The organism is Gluconobacter sp. DsW_056, assembly GCF_002153595.1.
Taxonomy (GTDB): Bacteria; Pseudomonadota; Alphaproteobacteria; order Acetobacterales; family Acetobacteraceae; genus Gluconobacter; species Gluconobacter albidus.
Map to the genome: position 1 here is coordinate 276,444 of NZ_JOPF01000010.1, position 14,017 is coordinate 290,460.

General features: G+C 61.5%; 7 protein-coding genes. 3 read left to right on the forward strand and 4 right to left on the reverse strand.

Annotated features, from left to right (window positions below):
* Nucleotides 1–124: 124 nt before the first annotated feature.
* Complete coding sequence (locus tag HK22_RS11035) at nt 125–2,767, forward strand: TonB-dependent siderophore receptor (protein WP_086649280.1); 2,643 nt, start codon at nt 125–127, stop codon at nt 2,765–2,767.
* A 150-nt stretch (nt 2,768–2,917) separates the two neighbouring features.
* Here the strand turns inward: HK22_RS11035 and HK22_RS11040 are convergent, their stop codons facing one another.
* From HK22_RS11040 to gyrA, 3 genes are read right to left on the reverse strand one after another with little or no spacing between them, the layout of a single operon-like run.
* Complete coding sequence (locus HK22_RS11040; protein ID WP_086649281.1) at nt 2,918–3,403, reverse strand: peptidylprolyl isomerase; 486 nt, start codon at nt 3,401–3,403, stop codon at nt 2,918–2,920.
* Between the two features lie 31 nt (nt 3,404–3,434).
* Complete coding sequence (gene coaD / locus HK22_RS11045; RefSeq protein WP_062031083.1) at nt 3,435–3,965, reverse strand: pantetheine-phosphate adenylyltransferase; 531 nt, start codon at nt 3,963–3,965, stop codon at nt 3,435–3,437.
* The gene (gene gyrA / locus HK22_RS11050; protein WP_198945535.1) at nt 3,946–6,744 is read right to left on the reverse strand and encodes a DNA gyrase subunit A; all 2,799 of its coding nucleotides are present in this window, start codon (nt 6,742–6,744) and stop codon (nt 3,946–3,948) included. The genes coaD and gyrA overlap by 20 nt, the downstream gene beginning before the upstream one ends.
* Nucleotides 6,745–7,030: 286 nt before the next feature.
* Between gyrA and HK22_RS11055 the strand changes: the two genes are divergently transcribed.
* On the forward strand, nt 7,031–10,078 hold the full coding sequence (locus HK22_RS11055) for a Hint domain-containing protein (protein ID WP_233142578.1): 3,048 nt from the start codon (nt 7,031–7,033) through the stop codon (nt 10,076–10,078).
* Nucleotides 10,079–10,218: 140 nt separating this feature from the next.
* Here the strand turns inward: HK22_RS11055 and ssb are convergent, their stop codons facing one another.
* The gene (gene ssb, locus HK22_RS11060) at nt 10,219–10,806 is read right to left on the reverse strand and encodes a single-stranded DNA-binding protein (protein ID WP_086649283.1); all 588 of its coding nucleotides are present in this window, start codon (nt 10,804–10,806) and stop codon (nt 10,219–10,221) included.
* Between the two features lie 132 nt (nt 10,807–10,938).
* Here ssb and uvrA point away from each other — a divergent pair, with 132 nt between their 5' ends.
* A complete protein-coding gene (uvrA, locus tag HK22_RS11065) occupies nt 10,939–13,989 on the forward strand; it encodes an excinuclease ABC subunit UvrA (RefSeq protein WP_086649284.1) in 3,051 nt (1,016 codons plus the stop codon).
* Nucleotides 13,990–14,017: the final 28 nt, after the last annotated feature.

Genomic DNA, 14,017 nt, shown 5'->3' on the forward strand with positions numbered 1-14,017 from the left:
ACAGGAAGAAAAACTGTTTCAGAAATCGTTTTTGCTACTTTCATGTAACGAGTTTTTATCATTACTCTCCTGAACCCCCCTCTGAACCCAAGGGCGGTGTCTTATGGAGGTACAAAGAGTAATAATGAAATCCCGGCACCGCATCTCCCTGCTTGTAACAACAGCCGTTTCCGTCATCCCGTGTATGTCCGCTCTTGCCGCGACAACAACCACTCACCCTGTCCGTCATCACACTGCCCGGACCGGCAGCAGCACTCACGCAACCGCACACCCCGCCAGCGCTCCAGTCGCGAAGACGGCGACTGCCGCACCGCGCAAGAAAAAGACCGAAGTCAACTTCGCGGGTGAAGCCGAGACGATCAACGTCACCACAGGCACCCACGCGACGAACCGCAAGGCCCGCGAAAGCACGTCCCCCGTCACCGTGGTCTCTGCCGCGACGCTCCGCCGCTCCGGCATGCTGAACCTCTCGGACGCCCTGACCCGGACCTATGCTTCCATCAACGTGGTGGCGATGGGCGCGGATTCTGCGGCCCTGACATCTTCCATCCAGATGCGCGGTCTCGGCCCGAACGAAGTGCTGGTTCTGGTGGACGGCAAGCGCCGCCACAACACCGCAAACATCACAGCCGACGCGGGTCCGCAGTTCGGCTCCACCGGCGCCGATCTGAACACGATCCCCGCAAATGCCATCGACCACATCGAAGTGCTGGAAGACGGCGCGGCCGCGATGTACGGCTCGGACGCGATTGCCGGTGTGGTGAACATCATCACCAAAAAGCAGGCCCACGGCATGCAGACCACCGTGCAGACCGGCGCAAACGCCTATAACGGCGACGGCTGGCAGTACAAGGTCGGCGCTGATGGCGGTGTGAAATGGGGCAGTGACGGCTACCTGCACCTCAGCGGCGAAGTCTATCACACGGATCACATGGTCGTCGGCGCAAAGGATCACCGCCTGATCGGAAGCTGGCCCACCAACGCCACCACAACGGGCTACTATAACGGTATTGTTCCGAATGCGATGAACGTGCCGACCAATTCCAACAAGATCATGAGCACGCCGGAAGAAACCCGCGAAAGCCTCGCCATCGACTTTGGCAAGACCATCACCGAAGGCGTGAATTTCTACGGCCTCATCACCTATATGCACCGCCACGGCGAAGCATATGAAAACTACCGCACGCCCGTCATCGCGCCCAGCATGTATCCGGCGGGCTTCTCCCCGCTCGAAACGTCGGAAGAAAACGACTACGCCGCCACGCTGGGCCTCAAGGGAGACAACTTCCTGGGCTTCGACTGGGATCTGAGCACCACATACGGCGCCGATGGCAACAAGATTGGCAACAAGAACACCGCCAATACCGGCATGCTCGCCAGCACGTGCTCAACCGACCCGAGCTCGTCCTATTATTCGACCGATGGCTGCGGCTGGTCCCCCAATACAACGCGTGCCGAAACCTATCGCATGGCACAGTGGACCAACAATCTGGACTTCCGCCGTCACTTCAATATCGCCAACGTCGTTCCCATGACGCTGGCCTTCGGTGGCGAACACCGCCTCGAAACCTATGAAATCAAGGCAGGCACCCCGCCCTCCTATGAACTGGGCGGCACGCAGGGCTATGCCGGCCTCGGCCCCAACAGCGCCGGCAACTGGAGCCGTGACATCTGGGCCGCCTATGTCGATGGCGACTTCCACCCGCTCCCGCACTGGGATCTCGATTTCGCAGGACGATTCGAGCACTACACGGATGTCGGCAACACGGAAAACGGCAAGGTCTCGACCCGCTATGACGTGAGCAAGCGCATTGCGATCCGTGGCACGATCAGCACCGGCTTCCGCGCACCGACGCTGGCCGAACAGCACTACAGCGCCATGAACGTGGACCCGACCGGCGCCTCCGGTCTGCTGCCCGTCAACTCAACGGCCGCCCGCATTCTCGGCGCCAGCGCCCTGAAGCCGGAACGCTCCGTCAGCGCCAGCGGTGGCATCGTCCTGGAGCCCGTGAAGAACTTCCACGTCGAAGCAGACGTGTATCAGATCAATCTGCGTGACCGGATCGTAGGCGGTGGTACCGTCAATGGTCAGCCCGCCGTCGATGCCATCGAAGCCATGGGATACTCCCTGCCTCTGAACAGCATCACGCTCGACAACGTCTCCGCCTATTACATGACCAACGGCGCCAGCACCCGCACGCAGGGTCTCGACATCAAGGCGGACTACATGTTCCGCTTCCACAATGCTGGCAACCTCAACCTCAGCATGGCGCTGGACCTGAACCGGACGCGTCTGCACCACAACGGAACGGACACCAACGGCAATCCACTGCTGAACGCGCAGAACATCGGCTACATCACGACCGCCTATCCGCGCAGCAAGATCATCCTGAACGCGTTTTATACGATCGGGAAATGGGACCTCAACGTGCGTCAGACCCGCTACGGCGAGACCACGGACATGCTGACCTACTCTGACTGGACGGACAAGACGCTCACCTGCCCGAGCGGCGGCAAGCTGGCCTATTCCAACAGCTGTTTTGCGCAGTTCAAGAATACGCCGCGCTGGCTGACTGATATCGAAGTCGGCTACCGCTTCAACAGCCACTGGCATCTGGCGCTCGGTGCGAACAACGTCTTCAACGTCCGCCCCCGTCGCGTTCCGCAGATCAACAACTCCCGCGGCGCCCAGATCTACGACCAGTTCTCGCTGCAGGTCCCCATCACCGGCGGTTACTATTACGGCCGGATCAACGCCAGCTTCTGACACCCTCCCTCAGATCCCTCCACAGGAAAGGCGCCCCGTTACAGGGCGCCTTTTTCTTTATGAAACGGAGCTGACGCTGTCAGGAAAACCCAACAAAAAAGCCGGCGCATCACTGCACCGGCTTTTCTGAAATCCGCTTTTCGGCAAGATTCAGGCTTCGACATATGCCTTGACGATGATGTCGGGGTCCTTGACCACGCCACCCGCGCCGGAACCGCGCTTGAGCTGGTCCACATATTCCATGCCTTCAGTCACCTGACCGACGATCGTGTACTGACCGTTCAGATGCGGGCTGGCAGCGAACATGATGAAGAACTGGCTGTTGGCGGAGTTCGGGGCCATCGTGCGGGCCATGCCAACCGTGCCACGCTCGAACTTGGCGGCATTCGTGAACTCGGCCTTGAGATCCGGATAGGAGCTGCCGCTCGTGCCGGTTCCCGTCGGATCGCCGCCCTGCGCCATGAAGCCTTCGATCACACGATGGAACTTCACGCCATCATAAAACCCCTCGCTGGCCAGCAGCTTGAGGCGCTCGGCAGCCAGAGGCGCCAGATCGGGGCGCAGCTCGATGACCACCTTGCCAGTCTTGAGCTCGAAAACCAGCTTGTTGCCGTCGGGCACTGCAGTATCGGACATCTTGGAACCTTCCAGAAATCGTTGAAGGTTCCTATGTCGGCCCTCGGCCCAGTTTCGACAAGACGATATGTGCAACATCTTCGCTGACGAAGGGTGAAATATCTCCCCCCAACCGCGCGATTTCCTTCACGATACGGCTGGCCGTGCTGCGATGTTCTTCGGAAGAGAGCAGGAAAACCGTCTCGATTTCCGGGGCCAGACGACGCAATGCGCCAGAAAGCTGACTCTCATAATCGAAGTCGCCCCCGGACCGAAGGCCGCGCACAACCGTGCCCGCGCCCGCCTGACGCACAGCATCCACCAGAAGCGTATCGAAGCCAACAACCTCGATCCGCTCCCCATGCGGCAGTTTGTCCACCTCATGCCGTAGAGCCGAGAGTCGCGCCTCCAGATCCAGAAGCGGCTGCTTGCCTTCATTGACCGCCACCCCGACCAGCAGCCGGTCGAACAGCGCAGAGGCCCGATGGATGATGTCCAGATGCCCGAACGTGACCGGATCGAACGTGCCGGGATAAAACCCGACACGCGGATCCGTCCGCGCCTCAGGCGTCAGGTGCAGCATCATCACCTGCGGCGGGAGCTTCAGAGACCACAGTCTCGTCGGCATCGCCCTCTTCCGTGTCATCTTCCAGAACCGGGAAGACGCAGATGACGGTTTCGCTGTCATTCAGGCGGAACAGCGTCACACCGCTGGCCTGACGCGCCATGACACGGACCTGCGAGACCGGCAGACGGATCAGACGCCCCGTATCCGTAACCAGCATGACGTCCGTGCCATCAAGCGTCGGCAGCGTGCCCACCACTTCCTTGCCGCGACGATTCGCGGAGAAGGTCATATTGGTGATGCCCTGACCGCCACGGCCAGACACGCGGTAATCATAGGCCGAAGAACGACGGCCATAGCCGCCATCGGTAACGGTCAGGAGGATTTCCTCCTGCTGTTCCAGCTCCTCGAAGCGCTCCTGCGTCAGATCGCCGGTGATTTCGACGGTTTCCTCGTCACCAGACACCGTCTCGTCTTCGGAACTGTCGTCCAGGGCCGCATTTTCGGCACGACGCTTGGCATTGGCCATCCGCAGATAGGCCGAACGCTCTTCGACGCTGGCATCCACATGGTTGAGGATGCACAGCGAAATTACCGCATCCCCGTCACCCAGACGGATGCCACGCACGCCCGTGCTGCCACGGCCGGCAAACACGCGCAGCGTCTCGTCCGTGATCTGGAAGCGGATGCAGCGCGCGTTCTTCGTCGCCAGGAACACATCCTGACCTTCCCGACACGTGGCCACACCGATGAGGGAATCCCCCTCGTCGAGCTTCATGGCGATCAGGCCAGAGGCACGGATATTGCGGAAATCGCTCAGACGGTTCCGGCGCACATTGCCGCTGGCCGTCGCGAAAGCGAGGTGCAGGTCGTCCCACAGCTCCTCATCCTGCGGCAGCGGCAGAACCGCCGTGATGGAATCCGTTCCCAGTTCCGGCAGCAGGTTGACCAGCGCCCGGCCCTTGGCGGTCGGCGCGGCTTCCGGCAGATGCCAGACCTTCATCCGGTAGGCCTTGCCACCAGACGAGAAGAACATCACCCACTGATGCGTATGCGCGTTGAAGCTGCGGATGATCACGTCATCGCCGCGACGCCCCGAAGCCGTCCGACCACGACCACCCCGGTTCTGCGACCGGAAAACTTCCAGCGGGGTCCGCTTGATGAAGCCGTCGCGCGTGATGGTCACGACCATCTGCCCCGGCTCGATCAGACTTTCATCCGTCTGGTCGCCGAGCGCATCGGAAATTTCCGTCGCACGCGGGGTCGCAACTTCCGCACGGGCCGCCAGAAGCTCCTCGCGCATGACTTCCATCCGGCGCGGGCGGCTCTCGATGATCTGGAGCAGTTCGCCGATCTTGACGGCGACGTCCCCCAGCTCTCCCTGGATCTTCTCGCGCTCAAGGCCCGTCAGGCGCTGCAGGCGCAGCTCAAGAATGCCGCGTGCCTGCGCTTCCGTCAGACGGACCTTGCCATTGATGATGACATTGCCTTCGTCGTGGATCAGCTCGAGCAGCGGAATAACTTCAGACGCATCCCACTCACGCGCCATCAGCGATTCACGCGCCGTTGCAGCATCCGGGGCCGCACGGATCAGCGCAATGACCTCGTCGATATTCGCAACAGCCAGAACGAGACCGACCAGCAGATGCCCGCGGTCACGCGCCTTGTTCAGATCGAACCGGGCACGGCGCAGGATGACTTCCTCACGGAAGCGCAGGAAGGCTTCCAGAATGTCCTTCAGCCCCATCGTCCGCGGCTTGCCATCGTCCAGCGCCAGCATGTTGGCACTGAAGGACGTCTGAAGCTGCGTGAAACGGTAGAGCTGGTTCAGAACCACGTCCGGCGTCGCATCGCGCTTGAGCTCGATGACGACACGCATTCCCGACCGGTCGGACTCGTCGCGGATGTCGGAAATGCCTTCGATTTCCTTGGCCCGGACCAGATCCGCGATCTTTTCCTGCAACGTGGCCTTGTTCACCTGATACGGGATCTCGGTGATGATGATGGCCTGACGGTCCTTGCGGATTTCCTCGATCTCGGCACGTGCCCGCACCGGAATGGACCCGCGACCCGTCTCATAGGCACGGCGGATGCCGCTGCGCCCCATGATGATGCTGCCCGTCGGAAAATCCGGCCCCGGGATGATCTGCATCAGCTCGTCGAGTTCGATGTCCGGGTTGGCAATCATCGCCAGCGTGGCGTCAATCACCTCACCCGGATTATGCGGCGGAATATTGGTCGCCATGCCCACGGCAATACCGGCCGCGCCATTGACAAGCAGGTTCGGGAAGACCGCCGGCAGAACCTTCGGCTCGTTCTCGCTCTCGTCATAGTTCGGCTGGAAATCGACAGTGTCGCGGTCGATATCGTCCAGCAGGAAGGACGACGCCTTGGCCAGACGGGCCTCGGTGTAACGCATGGCGGCCGGGCTATCGCCATCGACCGATCCGAAATTGCCCTGGCCGTCGATCAGCTTGACGCGCATCGACCAGTGCTGCGCCATCCGGACCATGGCGTCATAAATCGAGCTGTCACCATGCGGATGGTATTTACCCATCACGTCACCAACCGCACGCGCGGACTTGCGATAGGGCTTGTCGGCCGTGAAGCCGCTTTCGCGCATGGCATAGAGAATACGGCGATGAACCGGCTTCAGACCATCCCGCACATCCGGCAGTGCACGCGATACGATCACGGACATCGCATAAGCCAGATAGGAGGAGCGCATTTCCTCCTCGATCGTCACAGGAAGACGGCCGGAAGGGGTCAGATCAGTCGGCTCGGTCAGCTCGGTCAAGACAGGTCACCACACTAGAATTCGGTTTTCCCAGCATACCGCATGCGTCGCCATCACGCCACACCCGGCACTCAGGGGCGGCACTCCAGAACGCATTGACGTCGTTCCGGGTCTGCTTTGCGCAAGCCTTGCAAAAAAGGCATCCACACAAAAAAATGACAAAATTGTTCGAAAGTGCGACAGCTATTTACACCTTATTAACTTGCGAACAGTAATTGAACACGTTAGCAATTCTCAAACACACTCCGGCGAGTCCGTGCCGGAAATTTTTCGGAAAGATCTGATCATGGCCGATACGACCACCGACGACATCACGCCCGCCGGCAGTGACAACGCCAGCTACAACACTGGCGAAACCAGCTTTCACGAGCACGACTATTCCTGGCGCTGGGTTGGCCCCGCAACGGGCGGTGACTGGACCGATCCCAGCAACTGGGTCCTGACGGATGCCGGTCAGCCGGTTGATACGTCCTCCGACGCGTTCAGCGGCACCCCCATCCCGCAGAGCGAGCAGAATGCTGACGTCAACGTCGGCTATTACGGCAACACCACGCCAAACGTCGTCGTGTCCAATGCCGTCCTCTACAACCAGATCCGCAGCCTCAGCGTCTGGCAGAACAGCACCCTGAAGATCACCGCACAGGGTGGAAACGGCAACGTTTTCTCAAGCGCCGGTCTGCAGAACAACGGCACCGTCATCATCGACACCCCGTCCAAGGTCGAACTCGGCGGCGTGACATCGGGCGACGGCACCCTGACGATCCTGAACAACAACGGCAATGTGACATTTGACGACGCGCAGCTGAACAACGGCACGCTCAACCTCGTCAACTCGACCCTCGGCACTCTTGCAACGCCCATCAGCGTTTCCGGCGGCACGATCAACCTTCAGCAGAACAGCACGCTCATTGCGAACCTGTACGGCGAAGGCTCCACGATCAACGTCGACCCGGCAACCGTCAATACGCTGTATGTCAACGACCGCTTCTCCAACAGCAGTGGCTCCGTCCAGAACACCGTCATCAACGGCGTTTCCGAGAACACCCATTTCGGCATCCTGAGTGGCTCCTCCAAGCCGGTCTCCGCCACGTATGAAGCCAACACCGACGGCTCCTACACGCTGACGATCACTCTCGATAACGGCCACGCCATCACCTACCCGACGGTCAACGTCGCAGACGGCTATACGCCTGCTGCACAGGCCACGATCGTCCAGGACGGCTCGAACGGCTGGCTCATCGAAGACGCTGGCACCGCAACGGCTCCGGCCTCGTATGTCACCAGCGACCTGCACCAGCAGCTTGCCGCAACGGCAGCCGCAGCGGCTGCAGCCGGTGGCGACACGTCGCAGTACAGCAGCAACTCCGTCAGCTACCACACCCATGACAACACATGGCGCTGGACCGGCTCCGCGACGGGTGGCGACTGGTACGATCCGAAGAACTGGACGCTGTATGACGGTGTCGGCAATGTCGTTGACACGTCCGGCAATTCCTTCAGCGGCAACGCCGTTCCGCAGAGCGAGCAGAATGCTGACGTCAACGTCGGCTATTACGGCAACACCACGCCGAACGTCGTCGTCGCCAACGCGCCGTCCTACAACCAGATCCGCAGCCTCAGCGTCTGGCAGAACAGCACGCTGGAAATCACCGCACAGGCCGACAGCACCTATAGCGGCTACGTCTTCACGACGGCGGGTTTCGAAAACAGCGGCACGATCCTGATCAACACCGCAGGCCGGGTCGAGCTTGGTGGCATCTCCGCCAACCGTGACGGTGGCGTCCTCACCATCATGAACAACGACAACAACGTCGTGTTCGATACAAACAACGTCAACAACGCCGGCACGATCAACCTGATCAACGCCACGCTTGGCGCTGCCACCAATCCGCTGTCGGTGTCGGGCGGTACGCTCAACCTGTCGCAGGACAGCAGCCTGTTCCTGTCTCCGGGCGAAAACATCAACACCATCAATGTTGATCCGAACACGGTCAACACGGTGTACGTCCAGGCCAATGGCCTGCTGCACACCGACTCGCCGAATGCCCAGGGCGTCGTGATCAACGGCGTGTCCTCCAATACGCATTTCGGCATCTCCGGTGTGTCCTCCGCGCCGACGGCTGCCACCTACACGCCGAACACCGACGGGTCCTACACGCTTCAGGTCACGCTGGCTGACGGCCGCCTGCTAACCTTCGGCAACATCCATACGGCAGACGGCTTCGTCCCCGCCGCCAATGCGTCCATCGTTCAGGACGGCAGCAATGGCTGGGTCGTAGAAGACAACGGCAACGCCCCCTGCTTCCTCGCAGGCAGCATGATCCGCACGCCGGAAGGCGATGTGGCTGTCGAAACCCTGCGCCTCGGCAGCACGGTTCTGGCATTCGTGAACGGCGAAACCGTCGAGCGTACCGTCACCTGGGCCGGCCGCTCTCACATGATCGCCAAGGCTGGTCTGGCCGATGCGGAAGCCGGTTACCCGGTCCGCATCATGCAGGGCGCACTCGCCAAAGGCGTGCCTTACAAAGACATGCTGGTCACGCCGGAACACTGCCTGTTCATCAATGGCGGTTTCATTCCGGCCCGTATGCTCGTGAATGGCCGCTCGGTGGTCTATGACCGCACCATCGCCGTCTATGACTACTTCCATGTAGAAACGGCCGAACACTCGGTCATCATGGCAGACGGCATGCTGACGGAAAGCTACCTCGACACCGGCAACCGCCAGTCCTTCCGTCAGGACGGCAGCGTCGTTTCGCTGGGTGGCCGCGCGCGCAACTGGAATGACGACGCAGCAGCCCCGCTGTCCGTCAGCCGGGACGTGGTCGAGCCGATCTTCCGCGAAATCGAAGCCCGCGCCATCGCAGCAGGCCTCGAGAACACGGTTGCCGCTCCGGCCCTGACCGAAGACGCCGGCCTGTACCTCGTCGCCAGCACGGGCCAGACCATCCATCAGGTCCGCAGCGCCAACGGCCGCACAATGTTCATGATCCCGTCCGACGTGACAGGCGTTCGCATCGTGTCCCGCACATCCAGCCCGAGCGAAACGGTCGGACCGTTCGTCGACGACCGTCGCCAGCTCGGCGTTCTGGTGGGTGAAGTCACGCTGTTCGACTCGGGCAACACGATCCGCATCGACCAGCACCTGACGGACGCAGACCTCAGCGGCTGGGATGTTCAGGAAAACACCCCTGTCCGCTGGACGAACGGCAACGCCATGCTGCCCCTGACGGCCCGTCAGCCGAACAGCCTCGGTATGCTCGCCATCCAGATCCTGGCCGCAGGCCCCTATCTGGTGACGACGTCTGCAGAAGAAACAGCTCTGACGGCCTGAAGCCAGTCAGTCTGAAACGGCAAAAAGCCTCATCCTTCCGGGGATGGGGCTTTTTTCCTGTCTGCATCATATAAAAAAGCCCCCGAATGCTTGGGCATCCGGGGGCTTTTTACATCCGCGAACCGAAATCCGCCCTGAACTCAGAACGGGATTTCATCGTCCAGGTCGTTGTCCGGCGGGGCGTCCCAGCCACCGTTGCTGCCACCCGAACGACCGCCGCCAGAAGCCCCGCCGGCATTTCCACGGGAACCGCCGCCAAAGCCGCCGCCCGAACCGCCAGCGGAGCCGCCACGGCTTCCTCCCCCGAAGCCACCACCATTGCCGCCGCCATAGCCGCCACCGGTGTCAAAACCGCCATCATCGCCGCCACCGCTGCGATTGCTGTCGATCAGCACCAGATCACCCCGGAAGCGGTCGATCACGACTTCGGTCGTATATTTCTCCTGGCCGGACTGGTCGGTCCATTTGCGGGTGCGAAGTTCGCCCTCGATATAGACCTTGCGCCCCTTGCGCAGGAACCGCTCGGCAACATCAGCCGTCCGCTCGTTGAAGATCACCACGCGATGCCACTCGGTGCGCTCCTTGCGCTCGCCGGACTGACGATCGTTCCAGGTGTCCGACGTCGCAACGGTCAGGTTGACGATCTTAGACCCCGACTGCGTGTTGCGGACTTCCGGGTCCTTGCCCAGATTCCCGACCAGAATCACCTTGTTGACGCTGCCTGCCATTCCCGTCCCAACCAATTTTCTCGAATTGTTCTTTTCATACGTGCGTAAGTTCCCATCTAATGGGGAACAATCCAACGCCATTCAAGCGCGTTCGATCTCACAACTGCCTTTTCTCCACATTCCGGGGTCTCCGTGAGCTTTCCAGACAATCATTCGATCCGCGTCCGTGGGGCCCGCGCCCATAATCTCAAGAACATCGACGCCACGATCCCGCGGGATTCCCTGACGATCATCACGGGCCTCTCAGGCTCCGGAAAATCCTCGCTGGCTTTCGACACGATCTATGCCGAAGGCCAGCGACGCTATGTGGAGAGCCTGTCCGCCTATGCCCGCCAGTTCCTTGAACTGATGGGCAAGCCGGATGTGGACTCCATCGAAGGCCTCTCCCCGGCCATCTCGATCGAACAGAAAACCACGTCCAAGAACCCGCGCTCGACCGTGGGCACGATCACGGAAATTCACGACTACATGCGCCTGCTCTGGGCGCGCGTGGGCATCCCCTATTCCCCCGCGACCGGCCTGCCGATCGAGGCGCAGACCGTCAGCCAGATGGTTGACCGCATCATGGCCATGCCCGACGGCATGCGCCTGATGCTGCTGGCCCCCGTCGTGCGGGATCGCAAGGGCGACTGCAAGCGCGAACTCGCCGAACTGACGCGCAAGGGCTTCACCCGCGTGAAAATCGACGGCGAACTGTACGAAATCGCCGAGGCCCCTGAGCTGAACCGCAAGACGCGCCACACCGTCGAAGTCGTCGTGGACCGGATTGTCGTCAAGGAAGGTCTCGAATCCCGCCTCGCCGACAGCTTCGAGACCGCCCTCGAACTCTCGGACGGCCTGGCCTATGCCGAGGAAGTCAAACGTGCAGGCGAGAAGGAAGCCCCGGCGCATGTCGTCTTCTCGTCTCGCTTCGCCTGCCCCGTCTCCGGCTTCACAATCGAGGAGATCGAGCCGCGCCTGTTTTCCTTCAACGCCCCGATGGGCGCCTGCCCGGTTTGTGACGGTATCGGCACCGAAACCCATTTTGACGAAAACCTGATTGTCCCGGATGACAGCCTGACGCTGGCCGAAGGCGCCATCGCCCCCTGGAAGGGTGCGAGCACGGACTGGTATGACCAGACGCTCGCCGCCCTCGCCCGCCATTGCGGCGATGACATGAACACGCCCTGGTCCGACCTCCAGCCCGCTACGCGTGACCTCATCATCAACGGTTCGAAAGAGCCGATCGACATTCCCTATACCGATGGCGGGAAGGTCCATATCGTCACCAAACCGTTCGAAGGCGTGCTGAAGAACCTGCGCCGCCGCATGGCCCAGACGGACAGCATGTGGGTGCGCGAAGAACTGTCGCGCTATCAGTCCGAAAAACCCTGCCATGCCTGCCACGGCGCACGCCTCAAACCCGAGGCGCTGTGCGTGAAGGTCAAGGACCTCAACATCGCCGAAGCCTCGGACATGCCGATCCGCAAGGCGCTCGACTGGTTCTCCACCGTGGAAGCGACCCTCACGCCCCAGCGCGCCGAAATCGCCCGTCGTATCCTGCGCGAAATCACCGACCGTCTGCACTTCCTCGACGATGTCGGGCTGGACTACCTCACCCTCTCGCGCGGCTCCGCAACCCTGTCGGGTGGTGAAAGCCAGCGCATCCGTCTGGCATCGCAGATCGGTTCGGGCCTGACGGGCGTTCTGTATGTGCTGGACGAGCCTTCAATCGGTCTGCACCAGCGCGACAACGAACGCCTGCTCGGCACGCTCGAACGCCTCAAGCGCCTCGGCAACACCGTCATCGTCGTCGAACATGACGAAGACGCCATCCGCGCCGCCGACTACCTGATCGACATGGGACCGGGTGCAGGCAAACTCGGCGGCGAAGTCATTGCCGTCGGCACCCCGGCAGAGGTCGCCAAAAACCCCAACAGCATCACCGGCGCCTATCTGTCAGGCCGCAAGGTCATTCCCGTTCCGACCGAACGCCGCAAGCCCAGCGGCATGCTGACCCTGCACGGCGCACGCGGGAACAACCTCAAGGATCTGACGGTCGATTTCCCGCTCGGCACCTTCATCGCCGTCACGGGTGTTTCGGGTGGCGGCAAATCCACGCTGGTCATCGACACGCTGTATAAGGCGCTGTCCCGCCAGCTCATGAAATCGAGCCAGACGCCGCTCCCCTATGACCGTCTGGAGGGCGTGGACAATCTCGACAAGATCATCGAGATCGACCAATCCCCGATCGGCCGGACCCCGCGCTCCAACCCCGCAACCTATACGGACCTGTTCGCCCCGATCCGCGACTGGTTCGCCGAACTCCCCGAATCCAAAGCGCGTGGTTACAAGCCGGGCCGCTTCTCCTTCAACGTGAAGGGCGGTCGCTGCGAAGCCTGTCAGGGCGACGGTGTTCTCAAAATCGAGATGCACTTCCTGCCGGACGTGTACGTGACCTGCGACACCTGCAAAGGCGCGCGCTACAACCGCGAAACGCTGGAAGTGAAGTTCCGCGGAAAATCCATCGCCGACGTGCTGGCCATGACCGTGGACGAGGCCCTGCCGTTCTTTCAGGCCGCCCCCAAGATCCGCGACCGTCTCGCCATCCTGCAACAGGTCGGGCTGGGCTATGTCGCCCTCGGCCAGCAGGCCACCACGCTTTCGGGCGGTGAGGCCCAGCGCGTCAAGCTGTCAAAGGAACTGGCCAAACGCGCCACCGGCCGCACGGTCTATATCCTTGATGAACCCACAACCGGCCTGCACACCGAAGACGTCCGCAAGCTGCTTGAAGTGCTGCACACCCTCGTCGATCAGGGCAACACGGTTCTGGTGATCGAGCACAATCTGGAAGTCATCAAGACGGCCGACTGGCTGATTGATATCGGCCCCGAAGGCGGAGACGGCGGCGGTCAGGTCGTCGCAGCCGGAACGCCGGAAGACATCGCTGCCTGCAAAACCAGCCATACCGGCCGCTTCCTCGCCCCGCTTCTGGACGCACCGGGCGCAAGACAGCCGCGCAAAGTCACGGCCACCAAGATCACACAGGCCATGCTCGCCGCCAGCCTGCCGCCCCCAAAAGCCGAACGCACAGCCGCGAAAAAGGCAAAGGCAGCCAAAGACAAGGCCGCCGAAAAAGCTCCCGAAAAGAAACCCAGAGGCCGTCCCGCCGGGTCCCACAACAAAACCAAAACCAAAACCTGAACCCGGTCGGATCGCCGGCCCCATGCAT